The sequence below is a fragment of the Streptomyces sp. NRRL WC-3742 genome, from assembly GCF_000720635.1.
Classification (GTDB): Bacteria; Actinomycetota; Actinomycetes; order Streptomycetales; family Streptomycetaceae; genus Kitasatospora.
This window is the reverse complement of the sequence record NZ_JOCF01000040.1, coordinates 53,923-71,141: the sequence shown is the minus strand read 5'-3', so window position 1 is coordinate 71,141 and position 17,219 is coordinate 53,923. Positions and strand designations below refer to the sequence as shown.

At 71.8% G+C, this 17,219-nt stretch carries 17 protein-coding genes; 16 read left to right on the top strand and 1 reads right to left on the bottom strand.

Annotation, left to right across the window (positions count from 1 at the left end; translation table 11 throughout):
- A partial coding sequence (locus tag IH61_RS0122525) for a GTP-binding protein (protein WP_031072605.1) occupies positions 1–858 on the bottom strand: 858 nt, incomplete at its 3' end.
- Between the two features lie 232 nt (positions 859–1,090).
- Between IH61_RS0122525 and pgsA the strand changes: the two genes are divergently transcribed.
- From pgsA to IH61_RS0122445, 16 genes are all read left to right on the top strand, one after another.
- The gene (pgsA, locus tag IH61_RS0122520) at positions 1,091–1,738 is read left to right on the top strand and encodes a phosphatidylinositol phosphate synthase (RefSeq protein WP_031072602.1); all 648 of its coding nucleotides are present in this window, start codon (positions 1,091–1,093) and stop codon (positions 1,736–1,738) included.
- Positions 1,739–1,754: 16 nt separating this feature from the next.
- Positions 1,755–2,711 (top strand): phosphatidylinositol mannoside acyltransferase, encoded by a 957-nt coding sequence (locus tag IH61_RS0122515; protein WP_234327288.1) that lies wholly within the window; start codon positions 1,755–1,757, stop codon positions 2,709–2,711.
- Between the two features lie 52 nt (positions 2,712–2,763).
- Positions 2,764–3,948 carry a glycosyltransferase family 4 protein gene (locus IH61_RS0122510; RefSeq protein WP_031072599.1) on the top strand — a complete coding sequence of 395 codons (1,185 nt, stop codon included), beginning with the start codon at positions 2,764–2,766 and terminating at the stop codon, positions 3,946–3,948.
- Between the two features lie 67 nt (positions 3,949–4,015).
- Positions 4,016–4,384, top strand: a complete 369-nt coding sequence (locus IH61_RS0122505) for a 5-carboxymethyl-2-hydroxymuconate Delta-isomerase (RefSeq protein ID WP_031072596.1) — start codon at positions 4,016–4,018, stop codon at positions 4,382–4,384.
- Positions 4,385–4,458: 74 nt separating this feature from the next.
- Positions 4,459–4,959, top strand: a complete 501-nt coding sequence (locus tag IH61_RS0122500) for a hypothetical protein (RefSeq protein WP_078911308.1) — start codon at positions 4,459–4,461, stop codon at positions 4,957–4,959.
- 191 nt (positions 4,960–5,150) lie between these two features.
- Positions 5,151–6,062: a pyridoxal 5'-phosphate synthase lyase subunit PdxS gene (gene pdxS, locus IH61_RS0122495; RefSeq protein ID WP_031072591.1), complete on the top strand. Its 912-nt coding sequence runs from the start codon at positions 5,151–5,153 to the stop codon at positions 6,060–6,062.
- A 113-nt stretch (positions 6,063–6,175) separates the two neighbouring features.
- Positions 6,176–6,796: a pyridoxal 5'-phosphate synthase glutaminase subunit PdxT gene (gene pdxT, locus IH61_RS0122490; RefSeq protein ID WP_031072589.1), complete on the top strand. Its 621-nt coding sequence runs from the start codon at positions 6,176–6,178 to the stop codon at positions 6,794–6,796.
- A gap of 79 nt (positions 6,797–6,875) precedes the next feature.
- Complete coding sequence (locus IH61_RS0122485) at positions 6,876–7,634, top strand: YebC/PmpR family DNA-binding transcriptional regulator (RefSeq protein ID WP_031072587.1); 759 nt, start codon at positions 6,876–6,878, stop codon at positions 7,632–7,634.
- A 164-nt stretch (positions 7,635–7,798) separates the two neighbouring features.
- On the top strand, positions 7,799–8,368 hold the full coding sequence (ruvC, locus tag IH61_RS0122480; RefSeq protein WP_031072586.1) for a crossover junction endodeoxyribonuclease RuvC: 570 nt from the start codon (positions 7,799–7,801) through the stop codon (positions 8,366–8,368).
- On the top strand, positions 8,365–8,988 hold the full coding sequence (ruvA, locus tag IH61_RS0122475; protein ID WP_031072584.1) for a Holliday junction branch migration protein RuvA: 624 nt from the start codon (positions 8,365–8,367) through the stop codon (positions 8,986–8,988). The genes ruvC and ruvA overlap by 4 nt, the downstream gene beginning before the upstream one ends.
- Before the next feature lie 48 nt (positions 8,989–9,036).
- Complete coding sequence (ruvB, locus tag IH61_RS0122470) at positions 9,037–10,176, top strand: Holliday junction branch migration DNA helicase RuvB (RefSeq protein ID WP_051837699.1); 1,140 nt, start codon at positions 9,037–9,039, stop codon at positions 10,174–10,176.
- Between the two features lie 258 nt (positions 10,177–10,434).
- Positions 10,435–10,854: a preprotein translocase subunit YajC gene (gene yajC, locus IH61_RS43120; protein WP_031072582.1), complete on the top strand. Its 420-nt coding sequence runs from the start codon at positions 10,435–10,437 to the stop codon at positions 10,852–10,854.
- Positions 10,855–11,002: 148 nt separating this feature from the next.
- On the top strand, positions 11,003–12,844 hold the full coding sequence (gene secD / locus IH61_RS0122460) for a protein translocase subunit SecD (protein WP_031072581.1): 1,842 nt from the start codon (positions 11,003–11,005) through the stop codon (positions 12,842–12,844).
- Between the two features lie 4 nt (positions 12,845–12,848).
- A complete protein-coding gene (gene secF / locus IH61_RS0122455) occupies positions 12,849–13,958 on the top strand; it encodes a protein translocase subunit SecF (RefSeq protein ID WP_031072580.1) in 1,110 nt (369 codons plus the stop codon).
- Between the two features lie 26 nt (positions 13,959–13,984).
- On the top strand, positions 13,985–14,536 hold the full coding sequence (locus IH61_RS0122450; protein ID WP_031072579.1) for an adenine phosphoribosyltransferase: 552 nt from the start codon (positions 13,985–13,987) through the stop codon (positions 14,534–14,536).
- Between the two features lie 198 nt (positions 14,537–14,734).
- Positions 14,735–17,164, top strand: a complete 2,430-nt coding sequence (locus IH61_RS0122445) for a RelA/SpoT family protein (protein WP_031072578.1) — start codon at positions 14,735–14,737, stop codon at positions 17,162–17,164.
- The last annotated feature ends 55 nt before the right edge of the window (positions 17,165–17,219 follow it).

Below are 17,219 nucleotides of genomic sequence, written 5' to 3'. Positions count from 1 at the left end.
GGGGGGGGTGCGTTCGGTGGGGTCGGGGAAGGTGTGGGCGATGAGGTTGAGGAGTTCGGCGGCGCCGAGGCCGTTGTCGCTGGTGGGGACGGCGGGGTGGAGGGTGCAGGCGAGGACTTCGCGGCGCAGGCCGGCTTCGAGGGCGTCGGGGTCGAGGGTGTCGCCGGTGAGGTAGCGCTCCAAGAGGGTGTCGTCCTGGCCGGAGATGGCTTCGACGAGGCTGTCGTGGGCGGGGCCGGTGTCGGGGGCGGCGCTGGTGTCGCCGTAGGTGTCGCCGGTGATGAGGTCGACGCTGCCGTCGGGGTGGCCGTCGTGGAGGACGGGCAGGAAGAGCGGCCGCAGGGTGTCGGGGCCCAGGTCGAAGGCGTCGTGGCAGAGGTTGAGGATGTCGTCGATGCCGGTGCGGGCGAGGTCGAGTTTGGCGACGGCGATGGCGCGGGGGATGCCTTCGGCCGCGCATTCGCGCCAGAGGGCGCGGGTGGGGGCGGTGACGGGGTCGGTGGCGGAGACGACGAAGACGGCGGCGTCGGCGGCGTGGAGGGCGGCGCGCAGGTCGGCGGTGAAGTCGGGGTGGCCGGGCGGGTCGATCAGGTTGATCTTGACGCCCTTCCACTCGAGGGGGAGCAAGGAGAGCTGGACGGAGCGCTGCTGCTGGTGCTCGATGTCCTCGTGGTCGGAGACGGTGGTGCCGTCGGTGACGCGGCCGGGGCGGCCGGTGGCTCCGGCGGCGAGGGCGAGGGATTCGGCGAGGGTGGTCTTTCCCACACCGCTCGCTCCGACGAGGGCGACGTTGCGCAGGTCCTTGGGGCCGGTGACGGCGGGTGCCTGGCCGGCTCGTGCCGTGCTGCGGTCGGGCATCGGGGTCTCCTCCCGTGGCGCCGAGGCTGTCCTTTCGCAGTGTAGGGGCGGTCCGCGCGAGGACGCTCGGGGACGGCGGGCCGTGGGCGGTGTGCCGTGCGGCGGTGCGTGCGACGGAGGGTGTCCCGGGCGTGGCTACGATGGGTGGGCCGGTCGGGCTGATCCGTCCGGCCGTCTGCCGCGTGTCCTGCGCCAGGCGGGTACCAGGAAGATCGGAGCGGCTGGGAAGGCCATGCTCAACAAATACGCGCGTGCCTTCTTCACACGTGTCCTGACCCCGTTCGCCGCGTTCCTGATCCGCCTGGGTGTGAGCCCGGACGCCGTGACGCTGATCGGTACGGCCGGTTCGGTGGCCGGTGCGCTGGTGTTCTTCCCGCGTGGGGAGTTCTTCTGGGGCACGGTCACGATCACCCTCTTCATCTTCTCGGACCTGGTGGACGGGAACATGGCCCGCCAGCTGGGCCGGACCTCGAAGTGGGGGGCCTTCCTGGACTCCACGCTGGACCGGGTCGCCGATGCGGCGATCTTCGGCGGGATCGCGATGTGGTACGCGGGCGGGGGCGACAACGACCTGCTGTGCGCGGTCGCGATCTTCTGCCTGGCGAGCGGGCTGATCGTCTCGTACACGAAGGCGCGGGCGGAGAGCCAGGGGCTGCCGTGCGACGTGTCGGGGCTGGTGGAGCGGGCCGAGCGGCTGGTGATCAGCCTGGTGGCGGCCGGGCTGGCGGGTATGCACACCTTCGGGGTGCCGTACGTGGAGTGGCTGCTGCCGGTGGCGCTGTGGCTGGTCGCGGCGGGCAGTCTGGTGACGGTGGTGCAGCGCATGGTGACGGTGCGCCGTGAGGCGTTCGAGGCCGACCGTGCGGCGGCCGGGAGCTGATGGGGGGAGTCCGGCGGTGACGGACCGACTGGTGTACTGGGCGTACGCGGCGGGCTGGGCGGTGCTGAAGCACCTGCCGGAGTCCTGGGCGCGGGCGCTGTTCGACGGGCTGGCGGACTACGCGTGGCGTCGGCGCGGCAAGCGGGTGCTGCAACTGGAGACGAACCTGCGCCGGGTCCGTCCGGGGCTGGACGAGGCGGGGCTGCGGGAGCTGTCCCGGGCCGGGATGCGCTCGTACATGCGCTACTGGATGGAGTCGTTCCGGCTGCCGGTGTGGAGCCGGGAGCGGGTGGCCAGGGATGTCCAGGTGGACGGCTTCGAGCTGCTCAAGGAGCACCTGGAGAACGGCCGGGGCGCGGTCATAGCGCTGCCGCACATGGGCAACTGGGACCTGGCGGGGACGTGGGTGGCGCAGCAGGGCCACCCGTTCACGACGGTCGCGGAGCGGTTGAAGCCGGAGCGGCTGTTCGACCGGTTCGTGGAGTTCCGGGAGGGCCAGGGCATGGAGGTCCTGGCGCTGACGGGCGGCTCGGTGAACGTGATCGGCACACTGGCGCGGCGGTTGCGGGCGGGGAAGATGGTCTGCCTGGTGGGGGACCGCGACCTCTCGGAGGCGGGCATCGAGGTGTCGTTCTTCGGTGAGGCGACCCGGATGCCGGCCGGTCCGGCGGCGCTGTGCCAGCGGACCGGGGCGGCGCTGCTGCCGGTGACGCTCTGGTACGAGGGCCGGGTGCTGCGCGGGCGTATCCACCCGGAGGTGGTGGAGCCGCAGGTGGGCGACCGCAAGGAGCGGACGCTGGCGATGACGCAGGCGATGGCGCAGGTGTGGGAGCGGGGGATCGCCGAGCACCCGCAGGACTGGCACATGCTGCAGAAGTTCTGGCTGGCCGACCTGTCCGTCCGCGGGACGGTGGCGGGGAAGGCCGTGCCGGTGCCGGCGGGGGAGCCGGCGGCCGAGGCGACCGGGTCGTGATCCGGCCCCTTTCACCTTTCACAAGGAATTTCACAAGGAATCCGAGGAACTCGTGAAGATCGGCATCGTCTGCCCGTACGACTGGGACGTCCCCGGCGGGGTGCAGTTCCACATCCGGGACCTGGCCGAGCACCTGATCGGCCTGGGGCACGAGGTGTCGGTGCTGGCGCCGGCCGAGGACGACGAGGCGCTTCCGCCGTACGTGGTCTCGGCGGGGCGGGCGGTGGCGGTGCCGTACAACGGGTCGGTGGCGCGGCTGAGCTTCGGCATCCTGTCGGCGGCCCGGGTGCGGCGGTGGCTGCACGACGGCCGGTTCGACATCCTGCACGTGCACGAGCCGGCCTCGCCGAGCCTGTCGATACTGGCCGCGTGGTCGGCGTCCGGGCCGATGGTGGCGACGTTCCACACCTCGAACCCGCGTTCGCGGGCGATGATCGCGGCCTCGCCGATCCTGCAGCCGGGCCTGGAGAAGATCCGGGCGCGGATCGCGGTGTCGGAGTACGCGCGCCGCACGCTGGTGGAGCACCTGGGCGGGGACGCGGTGGTGATCCCCAACGGCGTGGACGTGGGGTTCTTCGCGGGGGCGGAGCCGGACGAGCGCTGGACGGGCGGTGCGGCGGCGGGGGAGCCGGGCACGATCGGGTTCATCGGGCGGATCAACGAGCCGCGCAAGGGCCTGCCGACGCTGCTGGCGGCGCTGCCGAAGATCCTGGAGCAGCGCCCCGGGGTGCGGCTGCTGGTGGCGGGCAAGGGCGACGAGGAGGAGGCCGTCGCGGGCCTGGCGCCGGAGGTCCGCCGGCAGGTGGAGTTCCTGGGGATGGTGTCGGACCGGGAGAAGGCGCGGCTGCTGCGCAGCGTGGACCTGTACGTGGCGCCGAACACGGGCGGCGAGAGCTTCGGGATCATCCTGGTCGAGGCGATGTCGGCGGGGGTGCCGGTGCTGGCGAGCGATCTGGACGCGTTCAAGCAGGTGCTGGACGGCGGGGACGCGGGGGAGCTGTTCCCGGTGGAGGACGCGGACGCGCTGGCGCGGTCGGCGGTGCGGCTGCTGGGGGACCCGGGGCGGCTGGCGGAGTTGAGCAAGGCGGCCTCGCGGCACGTGCGGCGCTTCGACTGGTCGACGGTGGGTGCGGACATCCTGGCGGTGTACGAGACGGTGACGGCCGGGCACGCGGCCGTGGTCGAGGAGGACGTGCGAGGCGGGCGGCGCGGCCGCTTCGGACTGGCCCGCGACTGAAGCCCCGCGTCAGGGGGTCTAGGGTCGGGTCGACCGCACAACGTTCGATCCGCATGGGGGCAGTTCGATGCCGCAGATTTCCGTGGAGTACTCGTCGTCGCTGGCCGGGACCTTCGACCGCCGGGGCCTGGGGCTGGCGATCAACCGGCTGGCGGTGGAGGCGATCGACGCGAAGCCGGACGCGTGCAAGACGGTGTTCCGGCAGGTGGAGGCGCTGGTGGTGGGCACCAGCGGGCGGGCCGCGGACGCGCAGGTGTATGTGCAGTTCCAGATCTTCCCGGGGCGGACTCCGGAGGCGAAGGCGGCGCTGAGCGAGGGCGTGGTCGAGCTGGTCGCGAAGTTCGTGCGGCCGGAGCGGGGCGGCCGGCTGTTCACGGCGGTGAACGTCGAGGACATCGACCGGGACAGCTACCGGGTGACGTCCGTCGAAGGGTGAGCCGGTGACACCCGGTAACGTAGCGGCCCGTGACTACCTGGATCTGGGCCGGCGTGGCCGTGGTGCTGTTCGGCATGTACCTGAGTTGGACGGCGGGCCGGCTGGACCGGCTGCACGCCCGGATCGACGCCGCGCGGGCGGCGCTGGACGCGCAGCTGGTCCGTCGGGCGGCGGTGGCGATGGAGCTGGCGACGTCCTCGCTGCTGGACCCGGCGGCCTCGCTGCTGCTGCTGGACGCGGCGCACGCGGCCCGGCAGGCGGAGGACGAGCACCGCGAGGTGGCGGAGAGCCAGCTGAGCCTGGCGCTGCGGGCGGTGCTGGAGGAGCCGGAGCAGGTGGCGGCGCTGCGGGCGGAGCCGGGCGGCGAGGAAGCGGTTCGTGAGCTGACGGCCACGGTGCGGCGGGTGCCGATGGCCCGTCGCTTCCACAACGACGCGGTGCGGGCGGCGCGAGCGGTGCGCGAGCACCGTCTGGTGAGGTACTTCCGGCTGGCGGGGAGTGCGCCGTTCCCGATGGCCTTCGAGATGGACGACGCCCCGCCGCCCGCCCTCACGCCGGAGGGCGCGCCGGCTTAGGGCCTGTCTTCGGGCTCCTGTCTTCGGGCTCCCACAGACGGGAGCCCGAAGACAGGCCCTAAGGTGTCCCCCGGATACGGCCCGTTTGTCGCATCCCGTCGTCCGGGCTGGACTTGGTGGCGCATCGTTGGGCCATCCGTTCTGCCTACCATAGGGCGATAGCACTGGTTCATCTTCGAGTGAGGTCTCACGTGTCCACCACCCCCACCACCGCAGACCAGCCGCAGATCGGCACCGCCCGGGTCAAGCGCGGTATGGCCGAGCAGCTCAAGGGCGGTGTGATCATGGACGTGGTCAACGCCGAGCAGGCGAAGATCGCCGAGGATGCCGGAGCGGTGGCCGTCATGGCGCTGGAGCGGGTTCCGGCGGACATCCGCAAGGACGGCGGCGTGGCCCGCATGTCCGACCCGAACATGATCGAGGAGATCATCGCCGCGGTCTCCATCCCGGTGATGGCCAAGTCCCGCATCGGCCACTTCGTCGAGGCCCAGGTGCTGCAGTCGCTCGGCGTCGACTACATCGACGAGTCCGAGGTCCTGACCCCGGCCGACGAGGTCAACCACTCCGACAAGTGGGCGTTCACCACCCCCTTCGTCTGTGGCGCCACCAACCTGGGCGAGGCCCTGCGCCGCATCGCCGAGGGCGCGGCCATGATCCGCTCGAAGGGCGAGGCCGGCACCGGCAACGTCGTCGAGGCCGTGCGTCACCTGCGCCAGATCAAGAACGAGATCGGCCACCTGCGCGCGCTGGACCACAACGAGCTGTACGCCGCCGCCAAGGAGCTGCGCGCCCCGTACGAGCTGGTCAAGGAGGTCGCCGAGCTCGGCAAGCTGCCGGTCGTGCTGTTCTCCGCCGGTGGCGTGGCCACCCCGGCCGACGCCGCGCTGATGCGCCAGCTGGGCGCCGAGGGCGTCTTCGTCGGCTCGGGCATCTTCAAGTCGGGCGACCCGGCCAAGCGCGCCGCCGCCATCGTGAAGGCCACCACCTTCTTCGACGACCCGAAGATCATCGCCGACGCCTCCCGCAACCTGGGCGAGGCCATGGTCGGCATCAACTGCGACACCCTGCCGGAGACCGAGCGCTACGCCAACCGCGGCTGGTAGCCACCCGTCCCCGCCGAGTCGGCCCGCCGTCGCGCTTCGGCGCGCGGCGGGCCGCGCCACTACGCCGGTAGTGGCACTACGCCCGTAGTAACGATCGATAGAGGTTGAAGACCGTGAGCACTCCAGTCATCGGCGTCCTCGCCCTGCAGGGCGACGTCCGCGAGCACCTGGTGGCGCTGGCCGAGGCCGACGCGCTCGCCCGTCCGGTGCGCCGTGCCGAGGAGCTGGCCGAGGTCGACGCGCTGGTGATCCCCGGCGGGGAGTCCACCACCATGTCCAAGCTGGCGCTGCTGTTCGACGTGATGCAGCCGGTGCGCGACCGGGTCGCCGCCGGGATGCCGGTCTACGGCACCTGCGCGGGCATGATCATGCTGGCCGACAAGATCCTCGACGGCCGGGACGACCAGGAGAGCGTCGGCGGAATCGACATGACCGTGCGCCGCAACGCCTTCGGGCGCCAGAACGAGTCCTTCGAGTCCGGGATCTCCTTCAAGGGCCTGGGCGAGGAGCCGGTGCACGGCGTGTTCATCCGCGCCCCCTGGGTCGAGGAGGTCGGCGCGGGCGTCGAGGTGCTGGCCGAGCTGCCCGCCGCGGACGGCCCGGACAGCCGGATCGTGGCCGTGCGCCAGGGCAACCTGCTGGCCACCTCCTTCCACCCGGAGCTGACCGGCGACCACCGGGTGCACGCCTACTTCGTGAAGATGGTCGAGGAGCACCTGGCTGCCGCCTCGTAGCCGTGTGCGCTCCACCGGTGACGACACCGGTAAGATCTCATCTGTTTCATTTCCATTTGGCGACGTAAAGGAGCTGGCGATGTCCGGCCACTCTAAGTGGGCTACCACCAAGCACAAGAAGGCCGTGATCGACGCCAAGCGCGGCAAGCTCTTCGCCAAGATGATCAAGAACATCGAGGTGGCGGCGAAGACGGGCGGCCCCGACCCGGCGGGCAACCCGACCCTGTACGACGCCATCCAGAAGGCCAAGAAGAGCTCGGTCCCGATCGACAACATCAACCGCGCCGTCAAGCGCGGTGGCGGTCTGGAGGCCGGCGGCGCCGACTACCAGACCATCATGTACGAGGGCTACGGCCCCAACGGTGTCGCCGTCCTGATCGAGTGCCTCACCGACAACCGCAACCGCGCCGCCTCCGACGTGCGCGTCGCGATGACCCGCAACGGCGGCTCGATGGCCGACCCGGGCTCGGTGTCGTACCTGTTCAACCGCAAGGGCGTCGTGATCGTCCCCAAGGCTGACGGTGTGGACGAGGACAAGCTCTTCGAGGTCGTCCTCGACCAGGAGCCCGAGGAGATCAACGACCTCGGCGAGTCCTTCGAGATCATCTCCGAGCCGTCGAAGATGGTCGCCGTCCGCACCGCGCTGGTGGACGCCGGCGTCGACTACGACTCGGCCGAGGCCAACTTCGTGCCGGACATGCAGGTCGAGCTGGACGTCGACGGCGCCCGCAAGATCCTCAAGCTGATCGACGCGCTCGAGGACAGCGACGACGTGCAGAACGTCTTCGCCAACTTCGACATCTCCGACGAGGTCGGTGCGCAGCTCGACGCCGAGTGACAGCGGCGAGCGATCGGCGAGTGATCGGCGAGTGATCGTTCTCACTGCCCGGCCCGGTGGTCCCTGGACCGCCGGGCCGGTGTCGTCGGTGGGGTTGTCGGACCCGGCGGGTAGCCTTCGCAGGTCGCCCCAAGCGAGTGGCGGGGCAGGGAGAGGCGGGGCCGGTGGTACGGGTACTGGGCGTGGACCCGGGGCTGACCAGGTGCGGGGTCGGCGTGGTCGAGGGCGCGCCGGGCCGGCCGCTGCGGATGGCCGGGGTCGGTGTGGTGCGCACGCCCGCCGAGGCCGAGATCGGCCAGCGGCTGCTGCTGGTCGAGCAGGGCATCGAGGCGTGGCTGGACGAGCACCGGCCCGACCTGGTCGCCGTCGAGCGGGTCTTCGCCCAGCACAACGTCCGCACGGTGATGGGCACCGCCCAGGCCAGCGCCGTCGCGATGCTCTGCGCGACCAGGCGGGGCATCCCCGTCACCCTGCACACCCCCAGCGAGGTCAAGGCGGCCGTCACCGGCTCCGGCCGGGCCGACAAGGCGCAGGTCACGGCCATGGTGCAGCGCCTGCTGCGCCTCGACGCCCCGCCCAAGCCCGCCGACGCCGCCGACGCGCTGGCGCTGGCCATCTGCCACATCTGGCGCGGCGGGGCGACCAACCGGCTGCAGGCCGCCGTCCAGGCCGCCCGAGCCACCCCCGTGCGAACCGGCGTGAAAGCCGGCCCCGTGAAAGGAACGACCCGGTGATCGCCTTCGTCCAAGGGCCCGTGGCGGCCGTCTCCTCCGGTGTCGCGGTGATCGAGGTCGGCGGGGTCGGCATGGCCGTCCAGTGCACCCCGAACACCCTGGCGGGCCTGCGGCTCGGCGAGCCGGCCCGGCTGGCGACCTCGCTGGTCGTACGGGAGGACTCGCTGACGCTCTTCGGCTTCGCGGACGACGACGAGCGCGGCATCTTCGAGATCCTCCAGGCCGCGCCGGGCGTCGGCCCCAAGCTGGCGCAGGCGATCCTCGGGGTGCACAGCCCCGACGCGCTGCGCGCCGCGGTGGCGGGCGGGGACGAGAAGGCGCTGGTCGCCGTCCCCGGCATCGGCAAGGCGAAGGCGGCGAAGCTGCTGCTGGAGTACAAGGACAAGCTGGGCGCCCCGCACGGCGCGGTGCCCGCGCAGAAGCCGATCGCCTCGGGCCCCGCGCCGTGGACCGAGCAGCTGCACTCCGCGCTGACGGGCCTGGGCTACGCCCCCCGCGAGGCGGAGGAGGCGGTCGCCGCCGTCACCCCCGAGGCGGAGGCCCAGAGGGAGGCCCAGGGCACGCCGGACGTCGGCGCCCTGCTGCGGCTGGCCCTGCGCGGTCTCAACCGCGCCCGCTGAGAAGCCACTTGACGATCTGTCCGTTTGTCGACCCGGGAGCCCGCACCCATGAGTCCGTACGACTCCGAGCCCGCCGACCGTCTGGTCACGGCCGCCGCCGACGGCGAGGACCAGGCGGTGGAGGCGGCGCTGCGTCCCAAGCTGCTGGACGAGTTCATCGGCCAGGAGCGGGTGCGCGAGCAGCTGTCCCTGGTGCTCCAGGCGGCGCGCAAGCGCGGCAGCGCGCCCGACCACGTGCTGCTGAGCGGCCCGCCCGGGCTGGGCAAGACCACCCTGTCGATGATCATCGCCGCCGAGCTGGGCGCCCCGATCCGGATCACCTCCGGCCCGGCCATCCAGCACGCAGGTGACCTCGCGGCGATCCTGTCCTCGCTCACCGAGGGCGAGGTGCTCTTCCTCGACGAGATCCACCGGATGTCCCGGCCGGCCGAGGAGATGCTCTACATGGCGATGGAGGACTACCGGGTCGACGTGATCGTCGGCAAGGGCCCGGGCGCCACCGCCATCCCCCTGGAGCTGCCGCCGTTCACCCTGGTCGGCGCGACCACCCGGGCCGGCCTGCTGCCGCCGCCGCTGCGCGACCGCTTCGGCTTCACCGGGCACATGGAGTTCTACGCCCCCGCCGAGCTCGAGAAGGTGGTGCGCCGCTCGGCCACCCTGCTGGACGTGGAGATAGACCCGGCCGGCGCGTCCGAGATCGCCGGGCGCTCGCGCGGCACCCCGCGCATCGCCAACCGGCTGCTGCGCCGGGTGCGCGACTACGCGCAGGTCAGGCACGACGGCCTGGTCACCGCCGGCATCGCCGCGCAGGCGCTGGACGTGTACGAGGTGGACGCCCGCGGCCTGGACCGGCTGGACCGGGCGGTGCTGAACGCGCTGCTGCGGCTGTTCGGCGGCGGCCCGGTCGGCCTGTCGACCCTGGCCGTGGCCGTGGGGGAGGAGGCGGAGACGGTCGAGGAGGTGGCCGAACCGTTCCTGGTGCGCGAGGGCCTGCTGGCCCGTACCCCGCGCGGGCGGATCGCCACCGCCGCCGCCTGGCAGCACCTGGGCCTGACCCCGCCGGCGCAGACCGCACCGGTCCGGACCACCCGGGGCGCCGCGGCGGCCCAGCCGGGACTGTTCACGGCGGCTGGAAGCCCGGACGCAAGCCCGGACGGAAGGCCGGAAGGAAACCCGGCCGGAAGTTGAGTGCCGCTGGTCCGAATGAGTGAGACGGGCCGCCCGGTTCCCCGCCCGCACCGCCCGGCGGGCCCTGGGGGACCCGGGGGAGGCGTCCGGGGAAACCCTGCGGACGGAGGGTCGCCACTTTCGGCGGCAGGATGCGATGCTTGGCGTTGTCCGATCAGTTCGGGGTCGCCTAGACTCCGCCGGACCGCCCCTCTCACCTGACGGGCCGACCAATACCACAGGCCGCCGACCGGCGGCCCGTAAAGGACCCTGGCTGCAGTGAACTTCATCCTCCTTCTCCCCCTCGTCCTCCTGGCCGTGCTCATGTTCCGGGCGAACAAGAAGCGCCAGGCGCAGATGCAGGAGACGCAGACCGCGCTCGTCCCCGGGGCGGGAGTGCGCACCATCGGCGGCATCTACGCCCTGGTGAAGGCGGTCAACGACGAGACCGTCGAGCTGGAGATCGCGCCGGGCGTGGTCTCCCACTTCACCAAGAGCGCCATCGCGGCGGTCATGGAGTTCCAGGAGTACGACGCCATCATCAACGGCCGCCCGGCCGAGGACGAGGCGCCGGAGTCCGAGGTGGCGGCGGAGGACGCGGCTCCGGCCGAGGACGCCGTCGAGGAGAAGCCGCTGTCGCTCAGCAAGGACGGCGCCGACAAGGGCGACGCGGAGGGCGGGGCTCCCGCGAGCAAGTAAGACGGTCGGGCATCCGCCCGGCCGCGCGGCACAGTGCCGCGAGCCCACAGGACCTCAGGGCCGCAGAACCGCCATGTCCCCCGTCCAACCACGAGTCGGCCGGGGGACCGGTACGGGTACGTGGCATGGACAGGGAGAAACGAGCAAGGTGGCAACACCCAAGTCGCGCCCGCGCGACGGCTACCCAGGGCGGGCGCTGGCCCTCATCCTGGTCGTCACCGTCGGACTGGTCGCCCTCATGTTCGGGACGGGCAACACCAAGCCCCGGCTCGGGATCGACCTCGCCGGCGGCACCAGCATCACGCTGACCGCGAAGTCGACCGACCCCAAGGCGCTCACCAAGTCCAACATGGACATCGCCGTGGGGATCATCGAGCGCCGGGTCAACGGTATGGGTGTCTCCGAGGCGGAGGTCCAGACCCAGGGCTCGGACACGATCATCGTGAACATCCCCAAGGGCGGTGACCGGCAGAACGCGGCCGACCAGGTGGGTACCACCGCGAAGCTGTTCTTCCGCCCGGTCCTGGCCGTGGCGGCGAGTGGCCCGCAGGCCACGCCCACCACGACGCCCACGGCCGGTGCCACCGGCACCCCGGGGGCCACCCCGTCCGCGGGCGCCACGGGCACGGCCTCCGCCCCGGCGAGCACCGGCGCGAGCGCCCCGGCCACCGGCGCGGCCTCCCCGGCGGCCACCAAGCAGGGTCGCCCGGCCGGCGAGGCGCTCGGCGCCCCGGCCGCTCCGACCGCCGCCGCGACCGCCCCGGCCACCGCCCCGGCCACCGCTCCGACCGCCGCCGCGACCGGTGCGCCCACGGCCCCGGCCCAGCCGAACCCGCTGGACCCGAACGTCGCGGCCGCCGCGGCCCAGGCCGGCATCCCGCCGGAGCTGGCCACGGCCTTCGCCACGCTGGACTGCTCCAAGCCCGAGGTCCGCGCCGCCCAGGCCGGCCCCGAGGACAAGCCCGTCATCGCCTGCTCCCAGAAGGAGGAGGAGAAGGGCGGCTGGTCGAAGCTGATCCTCGGCCCGGCGGCCGTCAGGGGCCTGGACATCACCAAGGCCCAGGCGTCCATCGACACCCAGGGCGCCGGCGGCTGGCAGGTCTCCCTGCAGTTCAACGACAAGGGCACCAGCGCCTTCGCCGACATCACCACCAAGCTCGCCGCCATGCCCGCGCCGACCAACCAGTTCGCGATCGTGCTGGACAACCAGGTCGTCTCGCACCCGATGGTCCGCGGCCCGATCCCGGGCGGCAACGCCGTCATCAACGGCGGCTTCGGCCAGACCGAGGCGCAGGACCTCGCCAACGTGCTGAGCTTCGGCGCCCTGCCGCTGGACTTCAGCAAGGGCGACGTCACCACCGTCTCCCCGCAGCTCGGCAGCGACCAGCTCAAGGCCGGCCTGATCGCCGGCGCGATCGGCATGCTGCTGGTCATCGCCTACTCGGTGATCTACTACCGCGGCCTCGGCCTGGTCTCGATCGCCGGTCTGATCGTCTCGGCGATCCTGACCTACGCGATCATGAGCCTGCTCGGCGGCGGGATCGGCTTCGCGCTGAACCTGCCGGCCGTCTGCGGTGCGATCGTCGCGATCGGTATCACCGCGGACTCCTTCATCGTGTACTTCGAGCGCATCCGCGACGAGGTCCGCGAGGGCGCCCCGCTGCGCCCGGCCGTCCAGCGGGCCTGGCCGCGCGCCCGGCGCACCATCCTGGTCTCGGACTTCGTGTCCTTCCTCTGTGCCGCGGTGCTCTACGTGGTCTCGGTCGGCAAGGTCCAGGGCTTCGCGTTCACGCTCGGCCTGACCACCGCGCTCGACGTCGTGGTGATCTTCCTCTTCACCAAGCCGATGATCACGCTGCTGGCCCGCCGCAAGTTCTTCTCGGACGGCCACCCGTGGTCCGGCCTGGACCCCAAGCGGCTGGGCGCCCGCCCGCCGCTGCGCAGCACCCGTCGCCGTAGCTCCTCCTCTGCCGCCGTGAAGGAGGCATGACGCCATGTCTCGCTTCTCCAATCTGGGCCACCGGCTCTACCAGGGCGAGGTCAGCTTCGACTTCGTCGGGCGCCGCAAGATCTGGTACTCCATCTCCGGTGTGATCGTGCTCGTCGCGGCGATCGGCCTGGCCATGGGCCTGCACCTGGGCATCGAGTTCAAGGGCGGCTCGGTCTACACCGTCAGCAAGCCGGGGCTGACCGTCTCGCAGGCGCAGACGACGGCCGACGAGGTCGTCTCCTCGCACCCGCTGGTGCAGTCGACCGACAACGGCAAGATCCGCATCCAGGTCAGCACCGACGAGACCAAGAGCTCGGACCAGGTCCGCTCCGAGCTCTCGCAGAAGCTCGCCGTGCCGCTGGACACCGTCGAGGCCCAGGTGATCGGCCCCAGCTGGGGCAAGCAGATCTCCGACAAGGCGCTCACCGGCCTGATCGTCTTCATGATCCTGGTGACCGTCTACATGGCGATCGCCTTCGAGTGGCGGATGGCGCTGGCCGCCCTGGTCGCGCTGATCCACGACCTCCTGATCACCATCGGCGTGTACGCCCTGGTGGGCTTCGAGGTCACCCCCGGTACGGTGATCGGCTTCCTGACGATCCTCGGGTACTCGCTCTACGACACGGTCGTCGTCTTCGACACCGTGAAGGAGAACGCCAAGGGGATCACCAAGCAGAACAAGCTCACCTACAGCGAGGCGGCCAACGCGGGCCTCAACCAGACCCTGGTGCGCTCGCTCAACACCACCGTGGTGGCGCTCCTGCCGGTGGCCGCGCTGCTGTTCATCGGCGGCGGCATCCTGGGCGCCGGCACCCTGAACGACATCTCGCTCGCGCTGTTCATCGGCCTCGCGGCCGGTGCCTACTCCTCGATCTGCGTCGCCACCCCGCTGCTGGCGCAGCTCAAGGAGGAGCAGCCCGAGATGAAGGCGCTGCGCAAGCGCGTCCTGCAGCACCGGGCGGCGGCCGCGGCCAAGGCGGAGTCCGAGTCCGAGGCGGGGGCGGACGCCCCGGCCGAGGGCGAGGAGGACGGCCAGCCGGCGGGTATGGTCGGTCAGCGCGGCCGGTCGGCCGGCACCAACCGTGCCAAGGGCCGTCCGTCCACCAAGCGCTGAACCCCCGATCGATTGAGGACACCACCGTGACCACCGCCGAGAACTCCCTGGCCGAGCTGCTCAACAGCCGGATCAGGGACGTCCCCGACTACCCGAAGCCGGGCGTGCTGTTCAAGGACATCGCGCCGCTGCTGGCCGACGCCGAGGCGTTCGCCGCCCTGACCCGGGCGCTGGCGGAGCGGGCGAAGGAGCTGGGGGCGACCAAGGTGGTGGGCCTGGAGGCGCGCGGCTTCGTGCTGGCGGCCCCGGCGGCCTTCGCGGCCGGGCTCGGCTTCGTGCCGATCCGCAAGCAGGGCAAGCTGCCCGGCGAGGTGTTCCGGCGCAGTTACGAGCTGGAGTACGGCTCGGCGACGCTGGAGGTGCAGTGCGACGCCTTCGCGCCCGGCGAGAAGGTGCTGGTGGTGGACGACGTGCTGGCCACGGGCGGCACCATCGGTGCCTCGCTGGACCTGGTGAAGGAGGCCGGCGCCGAGCTGGTGGGCGTCGTGGTGCTGATGGAGCTGGGCTTCCTGGACGGCCGTGAGCGGCTGGCCGGGCACCTGAACGGTGCTCCGCTGGAGACCCTGGTCACGGTCTGAACGACGGGACCCGGCGACGGGACCTTGAGAGCGGTGGTCGGATCATCCGACCACCGCTCTTCCGTTTGCGGCCCGGCCGACTGAACACCGGGCGGCCCGGCTCGGTACGATGAAGATTCATCCCCTCCCGGCGGCTCTTCCGGCGCAGGCGACCGTACGGTCCCCGGCAGGGTCGGCCCGGTGCCCCGAGGAGTGTCCTTGCCCGACGAGGTTGTGCCCACGGCCGCAGCGGCCGCCCCCGACGCCACTCCCGCGCCCTCGGGGGCCACCCCGGCACGTCCGGCTCCGACCTCCCCGCGCTCGCCCGGCTCGTCCGGCCGCGGCTCCTCCGGCGGCATGCGTGCCCGGCTGGCCCGCCTCGGCGGCCAGCGCTCCAGCGTCCTCAACCCCGTGCTGGAGCCCCTGTTCCGCTCGATCCGGGCCAACGACCCCAAGGCGGACCCGGCGCTGCTGCGCGACATCGAGCGCGCCTACGCCGTCGCCGAGAAGTGGCACCGCGGGCAGAAGCGCAAGAGCGGCGACCCGTACATCACCCACCCGCTGGCCGTGGCCACCATCCTGGCCGAGCTGGGCATGGACGCCCCGACGCTGATGGCCGGGCTGCTGCACGACACCGTCGAGGACACCGACTACGGCCTGGAGACCCTGCGCAAGGACTTCGGCGACTCGGTGGCCCTGCTGGTCGACGGCGTCACCAAGCTCGACCGGGTCAAGTTCGGCGAGGCCGCGCAGGCCGAGACCGTCCGCAAGATGGTCGTCGCGATGGCCAAGGACCCGCGCGTCCTGGTGATCAAGCTGGCCGACCGCCTGCACAACATGCGCACCATGCGCTACCTCAAGCGGGAGAAGCAGGAGAAGAAGGCCCGCGAGACGCTGGAGATCTACGCCCCGCTGGCGCACCGGCTGGGCATGAACACCATCAAGTGGGAGCTGGAGGACCTCGCCTTCGCGATCCTCTACCCCAAGATGTACGACGAGATCGTGCGCCTGGTCGCCGAGCGGGCCCCCAAGCGGGACGAGTACCTGGCGACCGTCATCGACCAGGTCCAGGCGGACCTGCGCGGGGCGCGGATCACGGCCTCCGTCACCGGCCGGCCGAAGCACTACTACTCGGTCTACCAGAAGATGATCGTCCGGGGCCGGGACTTCGCCGAGATCTACGACCTGGTGGGCATCCGGGTCCTGGTCGACACCGTCCGCGACTGCTACGCCGCGCTGGGCACCATCCACGCGCGGTGGAACCCGGTGCCGGGGCGGTTCAAGGACTACATCGCGATGCCCAAGTTCAACATGTACCAGTCGCTGCACACGACGGTGATCGGCCCCGGCGGCAAGCCCGTCGAGCTCCAGATCCGCACCTTCGACATGCACCGGCGGGCCGAGTACGGCATCGCCGCGCACTGGAAGTACAAGCAGCGCGCCGTGGCCGGGGCCTCCAAGGTCCGCACCGACACCCCGGCCGCCGTCCGCAAGGACGACAAGGCCGGAGCCGTCAACGAGATGGCCTGGCTGCGGCAGCTGCTGGACTGGCAGAAGGAGACGGCCGACCCGGGCGAGTTCCTGGAGTCGCTGCGCTTCGACCTGGCCAGCAACGAGGTCTTCGTCTTCACCCCCAAGGGTGACGTGATAGCGCTGCCCGCCGGCGCCACCCCCGTCGACTTCGCCTTCGCGGTGCACACCGAGGTCGGCTACCGGACCATAGGGGCCCGGGTCAACGGCCGCCTGGTGCCGCTGGAGTCGACGCTGGAGAACGGCGACGCCGTCGAGGTGTTCACCTCCAAGGCGGAGAACGCCGGGCCCTCCCGGGACTGGCTGGGCTTCGTCAAGTCCCCGCGCGCCCGCAACAAGATCCGCGCCTGGTTCTCCAAGGAGCGCCGCGAGGAGGCGATCGAGCACGGCAAGGAGGCGATCGTCCGGGCCATGCGCAAGCAGGGCCTGCCGATCCAGCGCATCCTCACCGGGGACTCGCTGGTCACCCTCGCCCACGAGATGCGCTACCCCGACATCTCCTCGCTCTACGCCGCGATCGGCGAGGGGCACGTCGCCGCGCAGAACATCGTGCAGAAGCTCGTCCAGGCGCTCGGCGGCGAGGAGGGCGCCACCGAGGACCTGGCGGAGACCGCCACCCCGACGCACGACAACCGCCGGGCGGTGCGCCGCCGGGCCAAGGGCGACCCGGGCGTGATCGTCAAGGGCGTCGAGGACGTCTGGGTCAAGCTCTCCCGCTGCTGCACCCCGGTGCCGGGCGACCCGATCGTCGGCTTCGTCACCCGCGGCAACGGCGTCTCGGTGCACCGCGCCGACTGCGTCAACGTCGAGGCGCTGAGCCAGCAGCCCGAGCGGATGATCGACGTCGAGTGGGCCGCGACCCAGTCCTCCGTCTTCCTGGTGGCCATCCAGGTCGAGGCGCTGGACCGCTCCCGGCTGCTCTCGGACGTCACCCGGGTGCTCTCCGACCAGCACGTCAACATCCTGTCGGCGGCCGTGCAGACCTCCCGGGACCGGGTGGCGATGAGCCGGTTCACCTTCGAGATGGGCGACCCGAAGCACCTGGGCCACGTGCTCAAGGCGGTGCGCGGCGTCGAGGGCGTGTACGACGTCTACCGCGTCACCTCCGCCCGCAAGTAGCGTCCGGACACGAGGAAGCCCCCGTCGCGTGCGACGGGGGCTTCCTCGTTCACCG

Bases quoted from the DNA above. Each gene is read 5' to 3' on its own strand.
- pgsA (WP_031072602.1), top strand. From the start codon at position 1,091: ATGCTCAACAAATACGCGCGTGCCTTCTTCACACGTGTCCTGACCCCG.
- IH61_RS0122505 (WP_031072596.1), top strand. From the start codon at position 4,016: ATGCCGCAGATTTCCGTGGAGTACTCGTCGTCGCTGGCCGGGACCTTC.
- IH61_RS0122500 (WP_078911308.1), top strand. From the start codon at position 4,459: ATGTACCTGAGTTGGACGGCGGGCCGGCTGGACCGGCTGCACGCCCGG.
- IH61_RS0122485 (WP_031072587.1), top strand. From the start codon at position 6,876: ATGTCCGGCCACTCTAAGTGGGCTACCACCAAGCACAAGAAGGCCGTG.
- ruvB (WP_051837699.1), top strand. From the start codon at position 9,037: ATGAGTCCGTACGACTCCGAGCCCGCCGACCGTCTGGTCACGGCCGCC.
- secF (WP_031072580.1), top strand. From the start codon at position 12,849: ATGTCTCGCTTCTCCAATCTGGGCCACCGGCTCTACCAGGGCGAGGTC.